Source organism: Ruminococcus sp. D54t1_190329_F1 (genome assembly GCF_015551645.1).
GTDB lineage: Bacteria > Bacillota > Clostridia > Lachnospirales > Lachnospiraceae > Blautia_A > Blautia_A faecis.
Genome location: NZ_JADNDC010000005.1, coordinates 73,188 through 95,698 on the forward strand (window position 1 = coordinate 73,188; position 22,511 = coordinate 95,698).

At 46.2% G+C, this 22,511-nt stretch carries 20 protein-coding genes and 2 tRNA genes; 4 read left to right on the forward strand and 18 right to left on the reverse strand.

The window, feature by feature from the left end:
- Positions 1-110: 110 nt before the first annotated feature.
- The 3 genes from I2D69_RS03280 to I2D69_RS03290 are packed head-to-tail and all read right to left on the reverse strand — an operon-like array spanning position 111 to position 3,573.
- On the reverse strand, positions 111-656 hold the full coding sequence (locus I2D69_RS03280) for a DUF5662 family protein (RefSeq protein ID WP_173716340.1): 546 nt from the start codon (positions 654-656) through the stop codon (positions 111-113).
- Positions 634-2,766, reverse strand: a complete 2,133-nt coding sequence (locus tag I2D69_RS03285) for a Type II secretory pathway, pullulanase PulA and related glycosidase (protein ID WP_195379392.1) — start codon at positions 2,764-2,766, stop codon at positions 634-636. The genes I2D69_RS03280 and I2D69_RS03285 overlap by 23 nt, the downstream gene beginning before the upstream one ends.
- A 51-nt stretch (positions 2,767-2,817) precedes the next feature.
- Complete coding sequence (locus I2D69_RS03290; RefSeq protein ID WP_118578760.1) at positions 2,818-3,573, reverse strand: exodeoxyribonuclease III; 756 nt, start codon at positions 3,571-3,573, stop codon at positions 2,818-2,820.
- A gap of 343 nt (positions 3,574-3,916) precedes the next feature.
- Here I2D69_RS03290 and I2D69_RS03295 point away from each other — a divergent pair, with 343 nt between their 5' ends.
- Entirely contained in the window at positions 3,917-4,312 is a 396-nt protein-coding gene (locus tag I2D69_RS03295) for a DUF1292 domain-containing protein (protein WP_195379393.1), read from the forward strand.
- Positions 4,313-4,531: 219 nt separating this feature from the next.
- Here I2D69_RS03295 and I2D69_RS03300 read toward each other — a convergent pair whose 3' ends face one another.
- From I2D69_RS03300 to I2D69_RS20715, 13 genes are all read right to left on the reverse strand, one after another.
- Positions 4,532-5,044: a deoxyuridine 5'-triphosphate nucleotidohydrolase gene (locus I2D69_RS03300; protein WP_148462341.1), complete on the reverse strand. Its 513-nt coding sequence runs from the start codon at positions 5,042-5,044 to the stop codon at positions 4,532-4,534.
- 141 nt (positions 5,045-5,185) lie between these two features.
- Complete coding sequence (locus I2D69_RS03305; protein ID WP_148462345.1) at positions 5,186-7,282, reverse strand: polyribonucleotide nucleotidyltransferase; 2,097 nt, start codon at positions 7,280-7,282, stop codon at positions 5,186-5,188.
- 358 nt (positions 7,283-7,640) lie between these two features.
- Positions 7,641-7,907 (reverse strand): 30S ribosomal protein S15, encoded by a 267-nt coding sequence (rpsO, locus tag I2D69_RS03310; RefSeq protein ID WP_148462347.1) that lies wholly within the window; start codon positions 7,905-7,907, stop codon positions 7,641-7,643.
- 212 nt (positions 7,908-8,119) lie between these two features.
- A complete protein-coding gene (locus tag I2D69_RS03315) occupies positions 8,120-9,019 on the reverse strand; it encodes a bifunctional riboflavin kinase/FAD synthetase (RefSeq protein ID WP_173771820.1) in 900 nt (299 codons plus the stop codon).
- Between the two features lie 72 nt (positions 9,020-9,091).
- Positions 9,092-9,982: a tRNA pseudouridine(55) synthase TruB gene (gene truB, locus I2D69_RS03320; protein ID WP_118578676.1), complete on the reverse strand. Its 891-nt coding sequence runs from the start codon at positions 9,980-9,982 to the stop codon at positions 9,092-9,094.
- Entirely contained in the window at positions 9,982-10,944 is a 963-nt protein-coding gene (locus I2D69_RS03325; RefSeq protein WP_118578678.1) for a bifunctional oligoribonuclease/PAP phosphatase NrnA, read from the reverse strand. Before I2D69_RS03325 ends, truB begins: the two co-directional genes overlap by 1 nt.
- A gap of 17 nt (positions 10,945-10,961) precedes the next feature.
- A complete protein-coding gene (rbfA, locus tag I2D69_RS03330) occupies positions 10,962-11,384 on the reverse strand; it encodes a 30S ribosome-binding factor RbfA (RefSeq protein ID WP_118578680.1) in 423 nt (140 codons plus the stop codon).
- A 91-nt stretch (positions 11,385-11,475) separates the two neighbouring features.
- The gene (gene infB / locus I2D69_RS03335) at positions 11,476-14,463 is read right to left on the reverse strand and encodes a translation initiation factor IF-2 (RefSeq protein ID WP_195379394.1); all 2,988 of its coding nucleotides are present in this window, start codon (positions 14,461-14,463) and stop codon (positions 11,476-11,478) included.
- Positions 14,464-14,623: 160 nt separating this feature from the next.
- Positions 14,624-14,944, reverse strand: a complete 321-nt coding sequence (locus I2D69_RS03340) for a ribosomal L7Ae/L30e/S12e/Gadd45 family protein (RefSeq protein ID WP_118578684.1) — start codon at positions 14,942-14,944, stop codon at positions 14,624-14,626.
- Positions 14,934-15,209 carry a YlxR family protein gene (locus tag I2D69_RS03345; RefSeq protein ID WP_173716346.1) on the reverse strand — a complete coding sequence of 92 codons (276 nt, stop codon included), beginning with the start codon at positions 15,207-15,209 and terminating at the stop codon, positions 14,934-14,936. The genes I2D69_RS03340 and I2D69_RS03345 overlap by 11 nt, the downstream gene beginning before the upstream one ends.
- Positions 15,193-16,401, reverse strand: a complete 1,209-nt coding sequence (gene nusA / locus I2D69_RS03350) for a transcription termination factor NusA (RefSeq protein ID WP_173735384.1) — start codon at positions 16,399-16,401, stop codon at positions 15,193-15,195. Before nusA ends, I2D69_RS03345 begins: the two co-directional genes overlap by 17 nt.
- Before the next feature lie 148 nt (positions 16,402-16,549).
- On the reverse strand, positions 16,550-17,014 hold the full coding sequence (gene rimP / locus I2D69_RS03355) for a ribosome maturation factor RimP (protein WP_195379395.1): 465 nt from the start codon (positions 17,012-17,014) through the stop codon (positions 16,550-16,552).
- Entirely contained in the window at positions 16,992-17,165 is a 174-nt protein-coding gene (locus I2D69_RS20715; protein WP_313721407.1) for a DUF6783 domain-containing protein, read from the reverse strand. Before I2D69_RS20715 ends, rimP begins: the two co-directional genes overlap by 23 nt.
- On the opposite strand from I2D69_RS20715, the gene I2D69_RS20720 reads away from it, so the two are divergent.
- The gene (locus I2D69_RS20720) at positions 17,085-17,252 is read left to right on the forward strand and encodes a DUF6783 domain-containing protein (protein ID WP_313721432.1); all 168 of its coding nucleotides are present in this window, start codon (positions 17,085-17,087) and stop codon (positions 17,250-17,252) included. The genes I2D69_RS20715 and I2D69_RS20720 overlap by 81 nt on opposite strands.
- A gap of 192 nt (positions 17,253-17,444) precedes the next feature.
- Here the strand turns inward: I2D69_RS20720 and I2D69_RS03360 are convergent, their stop codons facing one another.
- Both I2D69_RS03360 and I2D69_RS03365 read right to left on the reverse strand, forming a co-directional pair.
- Complete coding sequence (locus I2D69_RS03360) at positions 17,445-19,691, reverse strand: DNA topoisomerase (ATP-hydrolyzing) (protein ID WP_195379396.1); 2,247 nt, start codon at positions 19,689-19,691, stop codon at positions 17,445-17,447.
- A 218-nt stretch (positions 19,692-19,909) separates the two neighbouring features.
- On the reverse strand, positions 19,910-21,835 hold the full coding sequence (locus I2D69_RS03365; protein WP_148462366.1) for a DNA gyrase subunit B: 1,926 nt from the start codon (positions 21,833-21,835) through the stop codon (positions 19,910-19,912).
- A 467-nt stretch (positions 21,836-22,302) separates the two neighbouring features.
- Between I2D69_RS03365 and I2D69_RS03370 the strand changes: the two genes are divergently transcribed.
- Together I2D69_RS03370 and I2D69_RS03375 are read left to right on the forward strand one after the other, a co-directional pair.
- Positions 22,303-22,374, forward strand: a tRNA-Glu gene (locus I2D69_RS03370).
- Between the two features lie 49 nt (positions 22,375-22,423).
- A tRNA-Glu gene (locus I2D69_RS03375) sits at positions 22,424-22,495 on the forward strand.
- The last annotated feature ends 16 nt before the right edge of the window (positions 22,496-22,511 follow it).

Below are 22,511 nucleotides of genomic sequence, written 5' to 3' on the forward strand. Positions count from 1 at the left end.
CCAGACAGCAAAATAACATATTTCATACTTTACCACAGAAGAGTATGAAAGTGCAAGTGATATTATATATTTTTTTGAAAGTATGCGTTTTATAAACACAGAATATGAAACTACTTATCCTTCCCTTTCAGATAAACATGCTTAATATACCACAAAGCCTTTTCTTCCCCTTTGTCATTGAGTATCCGAAGCAGCCCCTCTAACTCTTTTTTGGTCTGGGGATGTACAAACCACAGCTTCGGCTTGCTTTTCAGAAAATATTCCAGCGGCTTGTGATTGTCATATGCGTCCCCAAGATACGTCCTAGAGGCACTGATCCTGTCCATCACCATCTCTGCCACATATCTGCGGGGCATTTTCGCCCCCATGATCACATGCTCCGGATCATTTATGGAATAATCCACCCAATGCTCATAATGATGCTTATTGCGCCCTTTATGATGGAGCCAGGCGGTAGACACGCCAGTATCCTCACGTTCTGCGTTATTTGGACTTCTGTTTCCCTGATAATATTTGCAGCCCACCAGAAATTCCGATGGAGTATATTTGGAAAGGTCATGGAGAAGCCCCTGCTTGTAAAGTCCGATTCGGAAGCAATAGTGCATGACCATCAGCTTATGCTTTGTGATTGTTTTAAAGTGAAGCCATGGATGCATTGTCACCGGACCTCCTTTCCTTATTCTCAGCTTCTGTCACAGTATTGTCTGAAGCTGCAGTTTTCTTCCCTTCTGCGCCTGGCAGTTTTTCATTCTTTTTTCCTTTGCCAGTATGCTTTCTTTCAGGCTCCGGTTTCTTCACACCCTGAAGTACAACCACTGTACGCGGTCCCACCTCCACGGCTCTTTCATAAACCTGGCCATTTTCCCCATAAAATCCGTCACAGGTCAGATCTCCGGTATCCATCACTTTCTTCCACTCCATCCCCTCTGGCAAATTGGGAAGGGCAATATTCCTGGTTTCCCAGTGAAAATTATAGCCTGTATAAAGGAAATCATCCTCACTTCCATCCGGCAGCTTTGCATATGCCCCGCACAGCATCACGCCGATCATGCGGCTGGTATTTTCCATGTTGCAGAACCATGCACGTTCCCCATGAAAAGACATATCCGGAAATCCCTTGCCAAGGTAATCTGCCTCTTTCATGCTCTCACTCATATGAAGGACAGGATGAGCCTTCCGAAGTGCAACTGCCTTTTTTACAAAGGCAAGCATACTGGCATTTCGCCGCAGTCCCCGCCAGTCAATCCAGCCAATGGAATTGTCCTGGCAGTAAGCATTATTGTTTCCCTTCTGGGAATTGCCGATCTCATCACCGCCATAGATCATGGGTACTCCCTGGGAAAACAGCAGCATGGCAAAAGCGGCTCGCATCTGGCGCTCCCTCATCTGACGGATCCACTGCTTCCGGCTTGGTCCCTCAATGCCACAATTCCAGGAATAATTATAGCTGCAGCCGTCGTTATTGCCTTCCCCATTTGCCTCATTGTGCTTATAATTGTAGGAAACAAGGTCATTTAAAGTAAAACCGTCCTGGCAGGTAATATAATTGATCACTCCATGGTCATCCGGATTATGACGGATGCGGTACTGCACAGCCGGAACCATATCCTCATCGCTTTTCAGGAATCTGCGCATATCCTGCAAAAATCCCAGATTATATTCCGCAAAGCATCGCTTTCCTGGTCTGCGGTTCTTATAAAGAGCAGCCGTATCCATTCCTTCTGCCATGATCTTCGTTCCTGCAAGCAGGCCATCCTTCATGATCAGGTCAAGAGGTGCCCCTTCTCCCAGAATATGAAAGCCGTCCACATGATAATTCTGTTTCCAGAACTGCACTGCACGAAGTGCCATTAAAGGATTAACTTCTGCTGGAAAATACATTTCCATGATACAGCCAATCCCTGCTTTGTGAAAAGCCCTGATCATGTCACAAAATTCCCTGTGGGGATCCCGGGTAGCGCAATAAGCACTCTTTGGCGCAAAATAAAGACCATTTCCATATCCCCAGTAATTTACCTCGTCTTTTTTCCCCTTCTGGGAAACCAGACCGTCTGGCTCCTTTGGCGGAACCACCTCCATAAATTCATAGGCCGGCATAAGCTCTACCGTATTAATGCCAAGCTCCTGCCAGTATGGGATCATCTGTACCAGACCGGAAAAAGTTCCCCGGAGACCTGTCGGCAGCTTAGCCTGCCTGGTGTATCCCCGAACATGTACTTTATAAAGGATCATATCTCCAAAGTCTGTTTCCGGTGCTTTCTCATCCCCCCAGTCATAACCATTTCCTGACCAGAAGCCGCAGCGCACCTTATGGGGATCTTCCTCCCACGCTGCCCCAAAGTGCTCTCTTCCACTGATTCTGCTGGCACAGGGATCCAGATAGATTTCCCCGTTTATCTTAAAATTGTATTCCAGATTGGTTACATTTAATTTTTTCATAAAGACAGAAAAAATCCGTCCTGTACGATATTTTTCATCCAGAAGAAGCTCATAAAAGGGCTCTCTTCCCCTCTTTCTGTAAAGGAGCAGGTAAACCTCGGAATCCTCTTCCGCTTCCACTGCAAAATTATATCCATCTGCCATCTGGGTTACCCCAAGTAAAAGAGGATAACCATATGTCACAACCACGCTCTTATTTCCCGGTATTGGCACTTTATAAGCCCTCCTGTCTTTGTCTGCTGTCTCGTCTGTAGCCATTTTTGTACACAGAGCACGTTTCCCAAAGGGAATCTGCACAATGCAATCTTTCTCATGAAATAAAATCATCCGATAATATCTGTTTATCCCCAGATCCTGCCATACAGGACTCCCTATGGTCTAAAATTTCAGATCCAGCTCTACCGGACAATGGTCGGACCCCATTATCTCGCTGTGGATCTTCGCATCCTCCAGATTCTCTTTCAAGGACGGAGAGGTGATAAAATAGTCAATTCTCCATCCGGCATTCTTCTCTCTTGCCTTAAATCGGTAAGACCACCAGGAGTAGGCGCCCTCAAGCTCCGGATAAAAGTAACGAAATGTATCAATAAATCCAGCTTCCAGAGTTCTGGTAAAGCAGGCTCTCTCTTCATCTGTGAAGCCTGCGTTCATTCGGTTGGTCTTAGGGTTCTTCAGGTCAATTTCCTGATGTGCCACATTCATGTCTCCACAGCAGATCACAGGCTTTTTCTCCTGAAGCTTCAGAAGATAAGCCAGGAAATCTCTTTCCCATTCCATGCGGTATTCCAGTCTTCGAAGCTCGGACTGGGAGTTGGGCGTATATACGGTAACCAGATAAAAATCGTCCATCTCTGCAGTGATCACACGGCCTTCTTTATCGTGTTCCTCTATTCCAAGTCCGTAAGTCACGGACAACGGCTCTTTTTTCGTAAAAACAGCTGTTCCGGAATATCCCTTGCGGTTCGCGTAATTCCAATATTGATAATAACCTGGAAGCTCCAGCTTCACCTGGTTCTCCTGACATTTGGTCTCCTGAAGGCAGAAAATGTCTGCGTCCAGCTTCGCAAAGCTTTCTTCAAAGCCCTTGGTAATACAGGCACGGATTCCATTTACGTTCCATGATACAAGCTTCATGTTGTTCTCCAATCTGTAAAAATTTATATAATGCACAAAAATCCTTCTGTACATGATTTTGCCCATTTTTTCAAAGTTTCCAGTGAACTTCATTCACAAAAAACCTCTCATAGGATATTGCCTGTGAATATTCAATATATTCTAACACTTTCTTCATTATAACACAGATTTCCCTATTCACAAAACCCTATTTTTCTGGTACAATCTAAATATTGTCCGGGCATACCGTTACCAGTGAAAATGAAGCTAAAGAAGTCCCGGTGTTACCTTGTTTTACAGCATGAACATGCTTTTTCACAGGTAACATATAAATACAAATTTTTTATAAAGTGAGGTATTTTTAATGAGTGATTCAGATATGACAAACTCCTGCAGCAGCTGTGGAAGCAGCTCATCCTGCGGCGGTTCCGACTGCTCCACATGCAGTGGATGCAGCACTGACGCAAACCAGCACAGCACCATTACTCTTACCATGGAGGATGATACTGAGGTAGAATGCGCCATCCTTACCATTTTCCCGGTAGATGCAAAGGAATATATTGCGCTTCTTCCTCTTGACGAAGAGGGCCAGAATCATGACGGTGAAGTTTATCTGTATTCCTTCACCCGCACTGCAGAGGGTGCTCCCATGCTTTCCAACATTGAGAGCGACGAAGAGTACAATAAGGCTGCTATCGCATTTGACACTGTTTTACAGAATGCACGAGAAGCAGAAGCTGCCGGAACACCTTTAGAGTAATCTCTCCGGTGGTCTTTAAAGAAATTTCCTGCGGGAGCATCAGAGTAATCTTCCCGGTGGTCTTTAAAGAGATTTCCTGCGGGAGCCTGTTTGAAAAAGGCTTTCTGCAAAATTTGAAAAAAACTTAAGCACAATAAAAGCAGGTATCTGTGATTGATAAATTCATCACATTTACCTGCTTTTATATTTCCCATAGAACTGCGAGGGCGCCGCAGCGGGTTACTTCGTCGTACTTCCAAACCCGCCATTTCTCACATCTGTCACATCATCATCTACGGTAATCCCGTACTCAACGAAGATTCCCTGCATAAAGCCTGTATCTGCCTTCAATTCTACCACTTTATTCTCATTGGTATCATTTGTCAGCTTGGCAAAAATATGGCCTTCATTGTCAGAATAAAAATAATCGCTGTCAATAATCCCCACCGTATTATTCAGCTGCAGACGGAATTTGAATCCCAGGCCGCTTCTTGGATAGCATTTCAGCACCCATTCCTGATCCATCTCCACACAGATCCCGGTCGGAATCTTGATGGTCTCGCCTGGCTTGATGGTAAAATCAGCCGGGGAAAAGAAATCATAGCCTGCGCTTCCGGCAGTAGCCCGTCTTGGAAGACGGATTCCCTCATAAATCTTCTCTGCCTCGTCAGCAGACACGCCTTCAAAAGCATCCATCCAGTCTGCCACAAAGCGCTCTTTACTTACTTTATGAAATTTTGCAATTCTCTTCATGTTTCCTCCTGTTTATCCCGTGCAGACGCATTTTCCAAAGCTCCGGCTCTGCAGCGGATATAAAGAATGCCGGGCACATCTGTCCGGCATCCCCCAAGCTGTCACTGTGCTTTTCCTACACAGTGGCCTTGCATTTTATTCTTATTTTGCCTCTGCCGGAACATCTTTGATGCTGAAGCTCATTCTTCCCATCTTGTCTTTTCCAAGGCATACAACAGTCACTTTATCTCCAAGTGTAAGAACATCCTCTACGCGGTTGATTCTCTCCTTGCAGATCTTGGAAATGTGAACCATTCCCTCTTTGCCAGGTGCGAACTCAACAAATGCGCCAAACTCCTTGATGCTTACAACCTGTCCGGTGAGGATCTGTCCCTGCTCGAAGTCAGAAGCAATGATTTCAACCATACGCTTTGCTTCCTGCATGTTCTTATCATCTACGCCGCAGATAGATACAGCACCCTCATCTGTGATGTCGATCTTGACGCCTGTACGCTCGATGATGGTGTTGATGGTCTTACCTCTCTGTCCAACAACATCACCGATCTTCTGAGGATCGATCTGGATCTGGATGATCTTCGGAGCATATTTTCCAACAGTTGTACGAGGTGCAGGGATACATTTCTCAATAACTTCGTTAAGGATGTACTCTCTTGCTTCCTTAGTACGTCTGATTGCTTCTTCTACGATCTGTCTTGTAAGACCGTGGATCTTAATATCCATCTGAATCGCTGTGATACCGTCATGAGTTCCGGCTACCTTGAAGTCCATGTCGCCAAAGAAGTCCTCAAGACCCTGGATATCAGTAAGAACGATATAATCATCATCTGTGTCACCTGTTACAAGACCACAGGAAATACCTGCAACCGGCTTCTTAATCGGTACACCGGCAGCCTCAAGAGACATGGTGGATGCACAGATACTTGCCTGGGAGGTAGATCCGTTTGACTCAAAGGTCTCAGATACAGTACGGATTGCATATGGGAATTCTTCTACGCTTGGAAGCACCGGTACAAGTGCTCTCTCAGCAAGTGCTCCATGACCGATCTCACGGCGTCCCGGTCCTCTGGATGGCTTTGTCTCACCTACAGAATAGGACGGGAAATTGTAGTGATGCATATATCTCTTGCTTGTCTCAAACTCGTCAAGTCCGTCAATTCTCTGTGCCTCTGCAAGAGGTGCCAGAGTAGTAATCGTACAGATCTGAGTCTGTCCACGGGTGAACATAGCGGAGCCATGTACTCTCGGGATGATATCAACCTCTGCTGCCAGAGGACGGATCTGTGTGATCGCACGGCCGTCCGGACGTTTGTGATCTTTCAGGATCATCTTACGAACGGTCTTCTTCTGATACTGGTAAACAGCCTCACCAAGAACAGCAAGCCACTCTTCCTTCTCTGCGAAAGCTTCTTTCAGCTTGTCTGTGATCTCTGCAATGTTGTTCTCTCTTGTCTGCTTGTCATCAGAGAATACGGCAACTTCCATTTCTTCCGGAGGAACGATCTCCTTGATGGCGTCAAACAGCTCCTGCGGAACTGCACAGGACTCATAGCTGTGTTTTTCTTTCCCGCACTCAGCGATGATCTGATCGAAGAATCTGATGATCTCCTGGTTTACTTCATGTGCTTTATAAATAGCCTCGATCATCTGATCCTCCGGAACCTCGTTGGCACCGGCCTCGATCATGATAACCTTATCTCTTGTGGAAGCTACTGTCAGCTGAAGGTCAGAAATATCCTTCTGAGCCAGTGTAGGGTTCACAACATACTCTCCATTGATCAGGCCGATCTGTGTCGTTGCACATGGGCCATCAAATGGAATATCAGAAATACAGGTAGCAAGGGAAGAACCAAGCATAGCCGGGATCTCCGGGTTGCACTCCGGATCTACAGACATAACCATGTCCACCAGTGTTACATCGTTTCTGTAATCCTTCGGGAACAGAGGACGCATAGGTCTGTCGATAACACGGGAGGTAAGGATTGCGTGCTCGCTTGCCTTTCCCTCTCTCTTATTGAAACCGCCCGGAATCTTTCCTACGGCGTACATTTTCTCTTCATATTCAACGCTTAACGGGAAAAAGTCGATTCCCTCTCTTGGCTCCTTGGATGCAGTTGCTGTAGCAAGTACAGTGGTATCACCATAATGCATAAGTGCTGCGCCATTGGCCTGTTTCGCAACACGTCCGATATCTACGGTAAGTGTTCTTCCAGCTAATTCCATGGAATAACTTTTGTACATGTCTTCTCTCCTTTTTCATATAAAATATTGATCTGAAGCCACCCTACACTTCTGCAGAAACTGTGAAAACCAGTTCTGACCAACGTATATTGCAGCTCTCTTTACCTCTGTCACAACAGAAGTCCGAAACGACTGAAAAACACATTTGATATTGCTGTAGACAGGTTTCTTCAAATGTCCTTTTCAGAAGTCTCGGAAATCTTTATCTGTCAGGTCGCCCTTACAGACAATAGTGCCTCTATTGTGACACTTGTCACTATCCACAAAAGCTCCGGTGCGGAGCTTGTCTGTGAACAATCATAGCTTTCCTTACATCTTAAAATAGGGCGGATGGATATCCGCCCCTTCCGCATACTAATTATTTTCTTAAACCTAATTTCTCAATCAGTGCACGGTATCTTTCGATGTCTGTTTTCTTTAAGTAAGCTAACAGTCCACGTCTCTGACCTACCATTTTCAGCAGACCACGTCTGGAATGATGATCCTTGTGGTTGTTCTGTAAATGCTCAGTAAGCTCCTGGATTCTTGCAGTAAGAACAGCTACCTGTACCTCTGGTGAACCAGTATCTCCCTCACATCTTGCATACTCTTTCATAATTGCTGTTTTCTTTTCTTTTGAAATCATCTTGATTTCCTCCTTATTATTCTTAATGGTCTCCCATGCAGGTATTCCTGTGGGGACGTAATCGCCGCATATTAAGAGACGGTCGGAGTGTCCAACCCCTGAATATGGGCTGTCTGATATGTGAACGCAAGGACTAAACCTACTCACACCTTGCCTAGTATAGCATACCCGCCAAATTCTGTAAACTGTTTTTTTCGTTTTTCTTCCCGATATTATTTCTCAGTTTTCTCAAAATATCTCCGGCCATCCTCTGCATCCGCCAGAAGTCTGCTCTTCAGCGCCTCAAGAGAGGGAAATTTCCGTTCCGGCCTCAAAAACTTTTTGAAATCCACTCGGCATTCCTCTCCGTAGAGATCTTCCTTACAGTCAAAAAGATAGGTTTCCACCCCTATAAAGCTCTCACCAACCGTAGGCTTACAGCCAATGTTGGTAATTCCGTGGTATATCTTATCCCCGAAATAAGAGCTTGTCACATACACACCGTTTGGCGGCAGGATCTTGGTCCTGGGAGGCACGAGATTGGTAGTGGGAAGCAGAACCTTATGTCCCATTCCCCTGCCATGTACCACCTGGCCTTCCACAAAATAATCCCTTCCCATAAGGGAAGTGACTTTCTCCATATTTCCTTTTTTCAGTTCTTCTCTGATATAGGTACTGCTGATCTTCCTATGCCCATCCATTTCTTTGGAAAGGATTTCCACATCAAAGCCATACTTTTCTCCAAATTCCATAAGAAGCCGGGGCGTACCCTTCCGCTCGAAGCCAAACCGGTTGTCCTCTCCCACTACTACGTAGGATGCCCCAAGATCTCCCATAAGAATCTCTTTTATAAAATTCTCAGCCTTCATATGCCGGATCCTGTCATTTAACTGGCATTCTACCAGCACATCCACGCCAAGCTTTTCAAGAAGGGAAGCCCGTTCCTGGCTGGTAAGGATCATATTGCTAGAAGCATCAATGGCAAAAAGGACAGCCTGTTCTCCAAGTGTCTTCCGCTCCCTGATCTTCTCAACCAGTTTCCTGTGGCCACGGTGGATCCCGTCAAATTTTCCCATTGTTACTGCACAGTTGGCAAGTTTTGGAAACTCACCCTCTATCTTCAGGTATTCCATAATCTCTCCTGTCAAACCAGTTTATGCCTGATTGGTAACTGTTCAGCACCTGCTGAATCGTCACTTTATTATTCAGAACATTTTCACCGGATAATATTTCTTCTTCCCTGCATCCCACTGAAAAATACCTGTAAAAGTTCCGTCACTGGCGTACATGCGCACCCAGCCCTCTTTGTGCTGGGGACGAACCAGATTGTCGGACAGCGGATTTCCATTTGCCAGAAGCCTGTCCCCGTAAGAATCCGCATAAAGAGCGGGGTACTCAGCCAGAACTGCTTCCACCGGGTCGATCATATCCTGAACGGTTCCATCTGCCACGGCAGCTTCCACCTGGGCAAGCGTATGGCTCTCAAAGAGAGAATACCGACCAACCCTTGACCGGAGCAGTTCTTCCATACAGCCGCCACAGCCAAGCTTCTCGCCAATATCATGGCACAAGGTGCGGATATAGGTTCCCTTACTGCAGGTCACTCTTATTTTCACCAGCGGAAGATGAAATTCCAGAGGCTCTATCTCGTAGAAACACACTGGCCTGGCTTTTCGCTCAACCGTTTTGCCCTCTCTAGCCAGCTCGTAAAGTTTCTTTCCATTTACCTTCAGAGCAGAATACATAGGCGGAACCTGAAGCTGCTCCCCTACAAAGCTTTTCAGTACTTTTCGTACCTCCTCCTCGGTTACATTCACTGGACGCTCTTCCAGAACTGTTCCGGACATATCCTGGGTATCCGTGTCGATTCCCAGATGAAGCACCGCCTCATACGTCTTTTCCTTATCTGTAAGAAGATCCACCAGCTTGGTGCCTTTTCCAAGGGCTACTGGCAAAACACCGGTAGCATCCGGGTCAAGAGTCCCTGTGTGCCCTATCTTTTTCATATGGAGAATTCCCCGAAGCTTGGCTACCACATCATGGGAGGTAAAGCCTTTTTCCTTGTGAATTACAATGATTCCCTGAAAATCTGCCATTACTTATCCTGTCCTAAAAGCTGTTTTTCGATCTGCTCTGAAATATTATTGATAACATCGTACATGGAACCGGCCAGATCGCAGCCTGCTGCTTTCACATGTCCGCCTCCTCCGAAATAGGAAGCGATCTTGCTTACATCTACAGAACCGTTGGAACGGAGTGATACCTTGAATACCTGGCTTTCATGCTCGTAAATAAACATTGCCACTTCCACACCTTTCGTAAGACGGAGCTGGCTTACGATTCCATCCAGGTCTGACGGCTTTACCCCATAGAAATCCATGTCTCTCAGCTTCATGTAGCCAACGATACATTTGCCATCCAGAAGCATAATGCTCTCTGCCAGAACACGTCCCATGACCTGATTCTGAATGTAGCTCTTCTGATAGAAGGATTCGTCAATAATATTAGAAAAATCAACACCCTTTTCCATCAGGTCACCGGCAATACGCATGGTGTCCGGAGATGTGGAGGAATACTGGAATACACCTGTATCGTGGATCATTCCGGTATAAATAGCAGTTGCAATATCCAGATTGATTTTTTCTTTGTCAAGGAGTTTATACAGAACCTCGCTGGCAGAGCTGATCTCACCATGTACGTGGTTCACATCTGCAAATCCCGGATTGCTCACATGATGGTCAATGCAGACGGTCTTTTTCGCAGAAGCAAAATAATCAGCCGCCACTGCCAGACGGTCAGGAGCGCTCACATCACAGGTCACAAAAAGATCATACTCTCTGGGCTCACCTGCTTCATAATGTACCTCATCCATGCATGCAATATGTCCGAATACCGGCTTCGGCTTCTCCAGATAGATATCTGCCTTGATTTCAGGATACCATTTCTTTATATACAGATAAAGTGCCATGCAGGAACCTACACAGTCACCATCTGGGCGAACATGTCCCCCAATTCCCATGGTCTTTACGCCATCCAGAATTTCTTCGATTCTCTCCATTCCCTTCACCTCGATTTTTACTCTTCGTCTTCAGTTTCTGCTGTATCCTGTTTTTCCCCGTCCTCACTCTCGGTGCCCTTCGAATGGTCGTGTTCGATCACGTCATCGATAAGTCTGGACATATTTACGCCATATTCAATGGACTCATCCAGAATGAAGCGGATTTCCGGCGTGTTGCGAAGATTCAGGTTCTTCGCAAGCTGGCGGCGGATATAGCCTTCTGCACTTTTCAGCCCTTTAATTGTGGACTGCTTGGATTCCTCGCTGCCAAGGACACTGATAAATGCCTTGCAGGTCTTAAGATCCGGTGCAACCTCTACAGCCATAACAGATGTCATGGGATGGATGCGGGGATCCTTGATCTCACCGCGGATAATGTTGCTCAGTTCTTTCTGAACTTCTGCATTGATCCTTGTATTTTTAATGCTGTTTTTTCTCATTTTTTGGTCTCCTATATGAGTGCAGGCTCTGGACAACGGAAAATTGGGGGCAATGAGCTTGCCCCCAACTGACACCTGCGATTACTACGCTCTAGCGCGGCACCTCAACCATAATATATGCTTCAACTTTATCTTCTTCTTTAACGTCATTGAAATCCTGGAATACAAGACCACACTCATAGCCCGCACGGACTTCTTTGACATCATCTTTAAATCTCTTAAGGGAAGCCAGCTCACCTTCATAGATCTGCTCCTCGTCTCTGGTGATGCGTACCTTGCATCCTCGCTGGAAGGTACCGTCAAGCACATAGCTTCCTGCGATAGTACCGATACCGGAAGCCTTGAACAGCTGACGAACCTCTGCATGGCCGATTACCTTCTCCTCGAATACCGGATCCAGCATACCCTTCATGGCAGCTTCCACGTCCTCAATTGCCTGGTAGATAACACGGTACAGACGAAGATCTACGCCTTCCTGCTCTGCCAGCTGTTTCGCTGTGGTATCAGGACGAACGTTGAATCCGATGATGATCGCATTTGATGTAGCAGCAAGGCTGACATCAGACTCATTGACAGCACCAACGCCGCCATGGATCACTCTTACAACAACCTCATCATTGGAAAGTTTTACAAGACTCTGTTTTACAGCCTCTACAGAACCCTGCACATCGGCTTTGACAATAATCGGGAGCTCCTTAAGGTCGCTTGCCTGAATCTGGTCAAACAGGTTATCCAGAGAAAGTTTACCCTTAGTTTCCTCAAGAAGACGGTTCTTATTCTCGGAAACAAATGCTGCTGCAAAATTCTTAGCCTCTTTATCATTCTCAAAGGACATGAGAACCTCTCCGGCATTAGGAACATCGCCAAGACCAAGGATCTCTACAGGAGTAGACGGACCAGCCTGTTTTACACGGCGTCCCTTATCATCCATCATGGCACGTACTTTACCATTGCATGCTCCGGCTGCGATAAAATCTCCAACGTGAAGAGTACCCTTCTGTACAAGGATCGTAGCAACCGGTCCTTTACCTTTATCCAGCTGAGCCTCGATCACAAGACCTCTTGCTGCGCGGTTCGGGTTTGCTTTCAGTTCAGAAACCTCTGCTGTTAAAAGGATCATTTCAAGAAGGTTATCAATGCCCTCTCCAGTCTTGGCAGATACCGGAACGAACGGTGTTGTTCCACCCCAGTCTTCCGGAATCAGCTCATACTCGGAAAGCTCCTGTTTTACACGTTCAATATTTGCACTTGGCTTATCAATCTTGTTGATGGCAACGATGATCTCAACGCCAGCAGCCTTTGCATGGCTGATAGCTTCTACTGTCTGCGGCATAACACCATCGTCAGCTGCAACTACAAGAACAGCGATATCTGTGGAGTTTGCTCCACGCATACGCATGGCAGTGAATGCCTCATGTCCCGGTGTATCAAGGAAAGTGATCTTCTGTCCGTTGATATCAACTACATAAGCACCGATATGCTGTGTGATTCCACCAGCCTCGCCTCTTGTTACGTTTGTCTTACGGATTGCATCCAGAAGAGAAGTTTTACCATGGTCAACGTGTCCCATTACACAGACTACCGGTGGTCTTGAAACCATTGTGGATTCGTCTTCCTCTTCCTCTTTCAGAAGCTCCTCAATTACATCTACTTTTTCTTCTTTTTCTGCAATAATGTCAAATCCAAGAGCAATCTCTTCTGCCTGCTCGAAATCGATCTCGTGGTTTACCGTTACCATCTGACCTTCCATGAACAGCTTCTTAACAATTGCAGATGGCTGCATCTTCATCGCTTCTGCAAGCTCGCGGATGGTAAGCTTCTCCGGAATTGTGATCTCTTTGATCTCCGGTTTCTTCTCTTCCTGTTTCTGCTGCGGAGCAGGCTTCTGAAGTGCTTTCGGGATTCTGGACATCTGGTTTCTGCCGCCCTGGTTTGGTCTGTGTCCGCCACCTGATGTCTTATCGAAATCTTTCTTCTTATTCTTATTCTCTCTGTCACGCTCACGCTTGCTGTCCTTGGATGTCTTGGTCAGCTCTGGTGTAAAGATTGCGTCAGATCCGCCGCCGCTTCTTCTTGCACCGCCGGAGCGCTGTCCACCCTGGTGGTTCTGTCCGCCAAAGCGTCCTTCACTACGGTTATCTCCGTCTTTTCCTCCGAAACGTCCCTGACCGCCCTGTGGTCTTCCCTGGCCAAATCTGCTGCCATTTCCGTTTCCATTTCTATTGTCTCTGTTGTCACCGCCCTGACGGAATCCACGTCCGTTTCCATCACCCTGGCGCGGTCCTCTGTTCTGGGAATCTCCCTGTCTTACAGGTCTTCCCTGACCATCATTATTTCTGTTTCCGCGGAATCCACCCTGGCCGCCATTGCCGCCCTGTGGTCTTCCCTGGCCAAATCTGCCCCCATTTCTGTCACCACGATTGTTGTCTCCGCGATTATTGTCGCGGCCCTCGCCCTGACGGAAATTACGGTTGCCCTGGCCATTTCCCTGACGCTGCTGGCCGTCGTTTCTGTTCTGCTGTGCAGCTGGTCTCTGGGATTCTGTCCTTGGAGCTTCTGCTTTCGGTGCAGCCTGAACCGGTTTTGCAGGCTCTGTCTTCGGTGCACTTACCGGTGCGCTCTTTGGTGCTGTCTCAGCTTTTGGTGCTTCTGCCTTTGGTGCTTCTGTCTTAGGAGCTTCAGCCTTCGGTGCACTTACCGGCTTCGGTGCTTCTGTCTTAGGAGCTTCTGGCTTCGGTGCTGCCTTTACAGGTGCCTCTGCTTTCGCTGCCGGCTGTGCCTGTGCTGCAGGACGTGTGCCCTGTGGACGTGGCTTTCTCTCTCCAGCTGGTTTCTTTCTGTTCTTCCCGCCGTCACTTGCATTCTGTGCATGATATACGCGGATAATATTTTTTTTCTTCTTCGGTGCCTCTGCACCGTCGCCTTCTTTCTTTACTGACACTTTCTGCTCTTCTGTCTTAGGAGTCTCCAATGTTATTCCTTTCTCCTTTCCCGTATCTATAACTTTTTTCACTCTGTTTTTATTCTCTCTGTTTTGCTTATTTCTGTCTTTGGCAGGCTCATGTGAATTTATCACCATATGCCATTCTCCCTTCACCAGTACGAGTCAGGATACGCTTTCACAAGTTCTCCGCAGCTCGTATTATCAAAAATCATTTCCCGGGAACATTTAAAAGCATTCCCTGGAACGCTTTTTTCTCTTTGGTTCAGGTTGTTTTCTCAGACAACAGTGGTATGCTCTAGAGCTCCTTCCCCTCATCCTGCAGCACCTTCCTGATAGCTTCTGCAAAATTCCAGTCCTGTACAGCCAGGCTGGCACGGAATTCCTTGCCCATGGCATGCCCTAACGTTTCTTTATCTGAAAGGATATACAAGGGCACTTCGTAAAATTCACACATGTTCCGGAATTTCTTCTTGGTGTTATCCGAAGAATCTCCGGCTACGATTGCCAGATATCCTTTGCCGGTCTTAATGGATTTCTCAGTGGAAAACTCTCCGCTGACTGTCTTTCCGGCCTTTGTTGCAAGTCCGATCAGGGACAGCGCTTTATTATTCTTCAATACTATCAAACTCCTTCTCAAGGCTATCATAAACCTCATCCGGGATAGCTGCTTTCAAAGAACGCTCCAGTCCGTGATTCTTTCTGGCTTTCTCCAGGCACTCACGGCTCTTGCAGATGTAAGCTCCGCGACCGTTTTTCCTGCCTGTAGCATCCAGAATGATCTCATCCTCTGCGGTTTTCAACACCCTGATCATTTCTTTTTTATTCTTCATTTCTCTGCAGCCAGTACACTGGCGCATGGGAATTTTATTCTTCGTCTTCATTCTCTACCGCATCCTCAGTCTCTTCAGACTCTTCACCGGCAGCTGTTTCTTCGCTATCCTGAGAAATTTCTTCTGTAGCGGACTCCTCAGACTCTTCGTACTCGTCATCCTCATAGTACTCATCGTCATCCTCGTCATAATCATAGAAGTCGCCGGACTCTCTTGCCTGGGTTTCACTCTTGATATCAATCTTAAATCCAGTCAGACGTGCTGCAAGACGTGCATTCTGTCCTTCTTTACCGATTGCAAGGGAAAGCTGGTAATCCGGAACCACAACAAGTGCAGTCTTCTCATCCGGATCTGCCATAACAGCGATTACCTTCGCCGGGCTTAATGCATTCTCGATCAGGATTGCAGGATTCTCATCCCAGTTGATGATATCAATCTTCTCACCGCGAAGCTCATTTACAATCGCACTTACACGGGCACCATTTACACCAACACATGCTCCAACCGGATCTACATCAGGATCGTTGCTCCATACTGCCAGCTTGGTACGGGAACCTGCCTCACGGGCAATGCTCTTGATTTCAACAGTTCCGTCCTTCACCTCAGCAACCTCAGACTCAAAGAGGCGTTTTACAAGGCCAGGATGTGTTCTGGAAACAAGGATACGAGGTCCCTTCGGTGTATCCTTTACCTCAAGAATATACACTTTGATTCTCTCAGTAGGCTTGAAGGTCTCACCCTTCACCTGCTCGTTCTCAGCAAGGATCGCATCTGCCTTGCCAAGATTTACGCTTACATTATGTCCTACCACACGCTGTACAATGCCAGTAACAACTTCTTTCTCATTGCCGTGATACTGGTCAAACAGAACTTTTCGCTCTTCCTCACGGATTTTCTGAAGGATTACGTTCTTTGCATTCTGTGTTGCAATACGGCCAAATTTGTCAGAGTGAACCGGTACCTTCAGGATATCGCCAACCTCTGCATTGGTATTCTGCTTCTGTGCTTCTACAAGAGAAACCTCCTCAGCAGGATCTTCTACGTATTCTACAACCCTGCGGTCTGCATATACACTGAAATCGCCTGTTTCTCTGTTAATGGTAACATGTACATTGTCAGCTTTTCCAAAATGATTCTTGTATGCCTGGATCAGGGACTGCTCAATGGCATCCAGCAAAGTTTCCTTGCTGATATTTTTCTCGCGTTCCAGTTCGTCCAGAGCACCCATTAACTCCTTGTTCATTTTTCTTATTTCCTCCTTTTTGCTTTCCAGCATAATCGCTTATTTCTTAAATCGGACATGTCGCCGACTGGCAGCATCTTCCTATATGAAAGTCAGCTGTTCCGCGCCTGTGGTACTCCCACAGCTGCGTCCGGACTTTCATGGTAACTTAAAAATCAATCGCCAGACACACCAGTGCAATGTCTTTCTTATCGAAAGTGCGAGGAGTTCCCTCCTCATCAATGGTCACACTGTTATTATCATATGCTGTCAGTTCACCACAAAATTCTTTCTGTTTCTCGATTGGCCGGTAGGTTCTGATTTCTACCAGTTTGCCAATGCTTCTGGCAAAATCTTTTTCTTTCTTCAGAGGTCTATCAAGTCCCGGAGAACTGATCTCCATGATGTAGCTGTCCTCGATGAAATCATCTTCGTCAAGCCTGTCGCTGAAAGCCCTGCTTACGGTCTCGCAGTCATTCACTGTGATTCCGCCTGGTTTGTCAATGTAGCCTCGAAGATACCAGTTTCCTGCTTCCTTGACATATTCCACATCTACCAGTTCGAATCCATTGCTTTCTACGATCGGAGATAACAATGCTTCTGCTTTCTGTTCATACTCTTCTTTTCTGCTCATTTTTCCCACCTGCCTCTCTGGAGCGTGTTTGAAAAACCATCCCCGCAATCTGCACGCCCCACTTTGCGGTATATTTCACCCGAATTCGGTTGCCGTAGCCCGCTACGGCGCCCTCATCCGGGCGAAATCTCCCACAAATTGTGACGCACATCTTGCAGAAAGCCTTTTTCAAACACGCTCTGGTCCTTATCATCAAAAAGAGTGGGCTCACGCCCACTCCTTTGTCAACAAGTTCTGATTTCTTGTATCATTCTAACACCTTTAAATCCAAATTGCAAGGGCTTTTTCTTATAAATGCCCATTTTACAAGGTTTTAACCCATTTTAACAGTATTGTTAAGCTTGTTTCACCAGCAACAGCTTTTACTTTCAGCTCTTTTGAGCTTCTGCTGCACAACCTGTATAACAGCCTTTTCTTCATAATCTGCTGCTTAAATTCTGGGTTTCATACCCTTGGTATCACGTTTGGCCAGCTTTACCTTGTTCAATGCATACGGCTTGTCGTGATACTGGATGGTGTACTCCTGTCTCGGTTCCACCAGATAGGCATGCTCAAGAACATCCCCGTCCCCCAGCTTCATTCCTCTTACACCAACAGAGGTCTTCTTCATAGTAGAAACATCCGTTTTCAGAATACGTAGGAAATAGCCATTCTGACTCTGGAATACTATCTGTTCCATTTCATCTGCCGGACCTACAAAGATCAGCTGATCCTCTTCTCCCAGCTTGGTAGATGCAATCGTTCTCTTTGCCACATCGAATTCCTCACCTGCAACAAGCTTGCACATGGAGGTCTTAGTCACGAACAACAGAGTAGATAATTTCACCTGCCCTGCAGGTGCCACATAAAGGATCTGCTCCTGGCTGCTGTCGTAGTTACTCAGATTGTCAGCCGGAGTTCCCTTGTCACGGAAACGCACCAGCGGAATGTCTGCCACTTTGATGGAATGCATGCGTCCCATATCTGTGAAAATGCAGATCTTGTCTGTATTCATACAGGTAAAAATAAATTTATTCTCTGCATGGGCAGCCTCTTTGTTTCTCTCATAAGCATTCTTATCAATAAGGCGCATATAGCCGAAGCGATCCATAAGGAAGCAGACCTCTGTCTCTTCCATCTTCTTTTCTTCGTAAACTGCCTCTTCTGCGTTCTCGATCACAGTTCTTCTCTTGGTGCTGTATTCTTTTTTGATTCCGTCAAGTTCTTCAATAATCACTTCACACATGGAATCATAGTTGTTCAGAATATCTTCATAAGAAGCAATATTTTTCATAGTCTGGTCATACTCTGCCTGAAGAGCCTCAATTTCCAGTCCGATCAGACGGTACAGACGCATTTCCAGAATGGCTGTAGCCTGATTCTCCGTAAATTTCAGATTCTTTGCAGCTTTCTCACTGGCTTTTGACTTGAATTTGATTCCCTCTGTGATACCCTCTACCAGACACTTCTTAACCTGGTCACGGCTCTTGCTGCCTCGAAGGATCTCAATGATCAGATCGATTACATCACAGGCTTTGATAAGGCCTTCCTGGATTTCCTTTTTCTCAAGCTCTTTTCCCAGAAGAGTCTTGTACTTGCGGGTAGTCACCTCGAACACAAAATCCACATGGTGCTCTATCACCTGCTTCAGGCTTAAGGTTTCCGGACGTCCGTCTGCAACAGCCAGCATATTGACTCCGAAAGTGTCTTCCAGTCTGGTTTTCTTGTAGAGCATGTTGGTGAGATTCTCTACATCTGCATCCTTTTTCAGTTCCAGTACAATACGGATTCCTTCCTTGGAGGACTGGTTGGAAATATCCACAATATCTGTGGTTTTCTTGGTTTCTACAAGGGAGGCTACGTCGTTAAGGAATTTTCCAATATTGGCACCGATCATGGTGTACGGAATCTCGGTGATCACCAGCTGCTGGCGGCCGCCTTTTACTTTTTCCACTTCCACTTTACCGCGGAGACGAAGCTTGCCGCTTCCGGTCTCATAAATATTCAGAAGATCATCTTTATTTACAACCAGACCGCCTGTAGGAAAATCCGGTCCTTTCAGATAACGCATCAGGCCTTTCACACTGATGTCGTTGTTCTTTATATAAGCTTTCACCGCATCCACAACCTCCCCAAGGTTATGAGGCGGAATGCTGGTGGCCATACCTACGGCGATACCATCTGCACCGTTTACCAGAAGGTTTGGAATCTTCACCGGAAGCACCTGAGGCTCCTTCTCTGTCTCGTCGAAGTTTGGCATAAAGTCTACTACATTTTTGTCAAGATCTGCCAGAAAAACCTCCTGGGTCAGTTTCTCCAGTCTTGCCTCTGTATATCGCATGGCAGCGGCGCCGTCTCCCTCAATGGAGCCGAAGTTTCCGTGGCCGTCTACCAGGGTTTTGCCCTTCTTGAAATCCTGTGCCATTACAACCAGTGCTTCATAAATAGAGCTGTCCCCGTGAGGGTGGTATTTACCCATGGTATCTCCAACGATACGGGCGCACTTACGATATGGACGGTCGTAACGGATCCCAAGCTCGTACATATCATACAGGGTTCTTCGCTGTACCGGCTTCAGGCCATCGCGGACATCCGGAAGTGCCCTGGAAATGATAACGCTCATGGCATAATCTATATAGGATTTTTGCATCACGTCCGCATAGTCCGTGGCAATTACATTCTCCTGCTTTGTTTCCATAATCTGTTTTCCTTTCAAATACGCTCTGGAGCCTGTTTAAAAAAGCATTCCCGCAATCTCCCACAAATTGTGACTTATATCTTGCAGAAAGCATTTTTCAAACACGCTCTAAGCTAAAATCTGAGGTTCTCCTCTTGCAAAATACTCTGCTATATTACGTTCAGACCATATTCTGCTTTTTCGTCCGAAAAATCCTGCTCTTTCGGATTTCAGCCTTCTTAAATATCCAGTTCTGCATCAGTTGCATGCTCGTAAATAAATGCCTTTCTTGGCGGCACGTCGCTTCCCATCAGGATCTCTGTCACGCTGGAAGCCATACGGGCATCCTCGATTTCCACCCGCTTCATTCTCCGGGTTTCCGGATTTAAGGTTGTCTCCCAAAGCTGCTGGGCATCCATCTCTCCAAGACCTTTGTATCTCTGGAGGGTAAAGCTTCCCGGCTTGTGACTGCGGCGGTATTTCTCCAGTGCCTTATCATCATACAGGTACTCTTCGGCACCCTTCTTCGGCATTACTTTGTAAAGAGGGGGCATGGCAATATAAACATGTCCCTCGTAGATCAGTTCTGGCATAAAACGATAGAATAAAGTAAGCAAAAGTGTGGAAATATGAGCACCATCCACATCCGCATCGGCCATAATCACGATCTTGTCGTAACGAAGTTTAGTGATATCAAAGTCATTTCCATAGCCTTCGGAAAATCCGCATCCAAATGCATTGATCATAGTCTTGATCTCTGCGTTTGCAAGCACCTTGTCAATGGTGGCTTTCTCCACATTCAGGATCTTACCGCGGATCGGAAGAATTGCCTGGTAATTACGATCTCTGGCAGTCTTTGCAGAACCGCCAGCGGAATCTCCCTCTACGATAAAGATTTCACAAAGTGAAGGATCTTTTTTCTCGCAATTGGCAAGCTTTCCATTGGAATCGAAAGAATATTTCTGCTTGGTGAGAAGGTTGGTCTTGGCACGCTCCTCTGTCTTACGGATCTTGGCGGCCTTTTCCGCACAGGACAAAATGGTCTTCAAGGTTTCCAGGTTTCGGTCAAAATAGAGTACCAGCTGCTCAGACATTACTTTTCCCGTGGCGCGGGCTGCATCCTGATTGTCCAGTTTGGTCTTGGTCTGCCCCTCAAAGCGTGGCTCCGGGTGCTTGATGGAAACAACCGCTGTCATTCCATTACGGATATCCGCTCCTGTGAAATTAGCATCTTTTTCCTTCAGAATACCGATCTCACGAGCGTAAGTATTCATCACCGTTGTAAAGGTTGTTTTAAATCCGGTAAGATGAGTGCCACCTTCTGCATTGTAAATATTATTGCAGAAGCCAAGTACGTTCTCACGAAATTCGTTGGTGTACTGAAATGCTGCTTCTACCTGGATTCCGTCAGCTTCTCCTTTCAGATAAATCGGTTCGTGGAGGGCTTCGGAATTGTGATTCAGGTCTTTGATATATCCCACGATTCCATCTGGCTCATGATAAGTGATATCTTCAGGAGTATCACCACGAAGATCCATGAAATGAATGGTAAGGTTGGGATTCAGGTATGCAGTCTCATGGAGACGGCTCTTTACTTCTGTGGATGAAAATCTTGTTTTTTCAAAAATCTCCGGGTCCGGAAGAAAATTCACGCAGGTTCCGGTCTGTCTGGTCTTGCCAAGCCTGGGGAGAAGTCCCTCTTCCAGTTCAATCGTGGGGATACCTCTCTCATAATGATCGTGATGTACAAATCCATCACGGCTGATCTTAATATCCAGATATGTGGACAGGGCATTTACAACGGAAGAACCAACGCCATGAAGTCCACCGCTTGTCTTATAAGCAGAGTTGTCAAATTTACCGCCTGCATGGAGGGTGGTAAATACAAGACGCTCTGCAGATACCCCTTTCGCATGCATATCTACCGGAATTCCTCGTCCATTATCAGTGACCGTACAGGAGCCGTCTTTCTCCAGTGTTACTTCAATTTCAGAACAGTAACCGGCCAGATGTTCATCTACCGCATTGTCCACGATCTCATAGATCAGGTGGTTCAGGCCTTTTCTGGATACGCTTCCGATGTACATTCCCGGACGTTTCCGAACAGCTTCCAATCCTTCCAGGACAGAAATACTACCCGCGTCGTAAGTGTCTTTCTTTGCCATGGTGTTAATTCCTTTCTTACTATCATTCAGACTGTTACCAGTGAACAGTAACTTCAGACTCTGCTGTCCCATATTCTTCTTTTATGCATCCAGTGTACCGACAGGATTGTTCGAGAAATCAACTTGTAAGTGCACGAAATAACTGCTCATTTCATTTACAGCTCTACATTTCATGATGCACTGTCTGGGCTTCAGCATTTATTCCAATGGTTGTGAAAAGCGGACAGTATGTCCGCTTCTTTTCCATTCTTATCTTCTGTTCAAACATTCGTTCTATATCATACCCCAGTTTATGGTATTTTTGCAAGTAAAATTTGGGTTTTCTATTTTGTTTAAAATTTTTTTGACACCGCAAACCCGCTTATTTCCTGGCTTTTTTCGGAGTTTTTCAATTTTTCGCAAAAAAAATAAAAAAAGTGCTTGCATTCTCCTGCAAAGTAAGATATACTAAGCGAGTCGGTTGACATGGCCAGTTGGTCAAGGGGTTAAGACGTCGCCCTCTCACGGCGAAAACACGAGTTCGATTCTCGTACTGGCTGCTTTATTTTCCGACAAATTGAATACATATGTTAAGCGAACCGCTTACATGGCCAGTTGGTCAAGGGGTTAAGACGTCGCCCTCTCACGGCGAAAACACGAGTTCGATTCTCGTACTGGCTGCTAGGAACTTCCGAAG

Excerpts from the sequence above, each read along its gene's own strand:
- I2D69_RS03300 (WP_148462341.1), bottom strand. The coding sequence starts at position 5,044 with ATGAAGAGAATTGCAAAATTTCATAAAGTAAGTAAAGAGCGCTTTGTG.
- I2D69_RS03305 (WP_148462345.1), bottom strand. The coding sequence starts at position 7,282 with ATGTACAAAAGTTATTCCATGGAATTAGCTGGAAGAACACTTACCGTA.
- I2D69_RS03360 (WP_195379396.1), bottom strand. The coding sequence starts at position 19,691 with ATGGAAACAAAGCAGGAGAATGTAATTGCCACGGACTATGCGGACGTG.
- rpsO (WP_148462347.1), bottom strand. The coding sequence starts at position 7,907 with ATGATTTCAAAAGAAAAGAAAACAGCAATTATGAAAGAGTATGCAAGA.
- I2D69_RS20715 (WP_313721407.1), bottom strand. The coding sequence starts at position 17,165 with ATGTGCGTCACAATTTGTGGGAGATTTCGCCCGGATGAGGGCGCCGTA.
- truB (WP_118578676.1), bottom strand. The coding sequence starts at position 9,982 with ATGGCAGATTTTCAGGGAATCATTGTAATTCACAAGGAAAAAGGCTTT.
- I2D69_RS03280 (WP_173716340.1), bottom strand. The coding sequence starts at position 656 with ATGCATCCATGGCTTCACTTTAAAACAATCACAAAGCATAAGCTGATG.
- I2D69_RS03365 (WP_148462366.1), bottom strand. The coding sequence starts at position 21,835 with ATGGCAAAGAAAGACACTTACGACGCGGGTAGTATTTCTGTCCTGGAA.
- I2D69_RS03325 (WP_118578678.1), bottom strand. The coding sequence starts at position 10,944 with ATGGAGAGAATCGAAGAAATTCTGGATGGCGTAAAGACCATGGGAATT.
- I2D69_RS03295 (WP_195379393.1), top strand. The coding sequence starts at position 3,917 with ATGAGTGATTCAGATATGACAAACTCCTGCAGCAGCTGTGGAAGCAGC.
- infB (WP_195379394.1), bottom strand. The coding sequence starts at position 14,463 with ATGGTGATAAATTCACATGAGCCTGCCAAAGACAGAAATAAGCAAAAC.
- I2D69_RS03315 (WP_173771820.1), bottom strand. The coding sequence starts at position 9,019 with ATGGAATACCTGAAGATAGAGGGTGAGTTTCCAAAACTTGCCAACTGT.
- nusA (WP_173735384.1), bottom strand. The coding sequence starts at position 16,401 with ATGAACAAGGAGTTAATGGGTGCTCTGGACGAACTGGAACGCGAGAAA.
- rimP (WP_195379395.1), bottom strand. The coding sequence starts at position 17,014 with ATGAGCAGAAAAGAAGAGTATGAACAGAAAGCAGAAGCATTGTTATCT.
- I2D69_RS03285 (WP_195379392.1), bottom strand. The coding sequence starts at position 2,766 with ATGATTTTATTTCATGAGAAAGATTGCATTGTGCAGATTCCCTTTGGG.
- rbfA (WP_118578680.1), bottom strand. The coding sequence starts at position 11,384 with ATGAGAAAAAACAGCATTAAAAATACAAGGATCAATGCAGAAGTTCAG.
- I2D69_RS03345 (WP_173716346.1), bottom strand. The coding sequence starts at position 15,209 with ATGAAGACGAAGAATAAAATTCCCATGCGCCAGTGTACTGGCTGCAGA.
- I2D69_RS03290 (WP_118578760.1), bottom strand. The coding sequence starts at position 3,573 with ATGAAGCTTGTATCATGGAACGTAAATGGAATCCGTGCCTGTATTACC.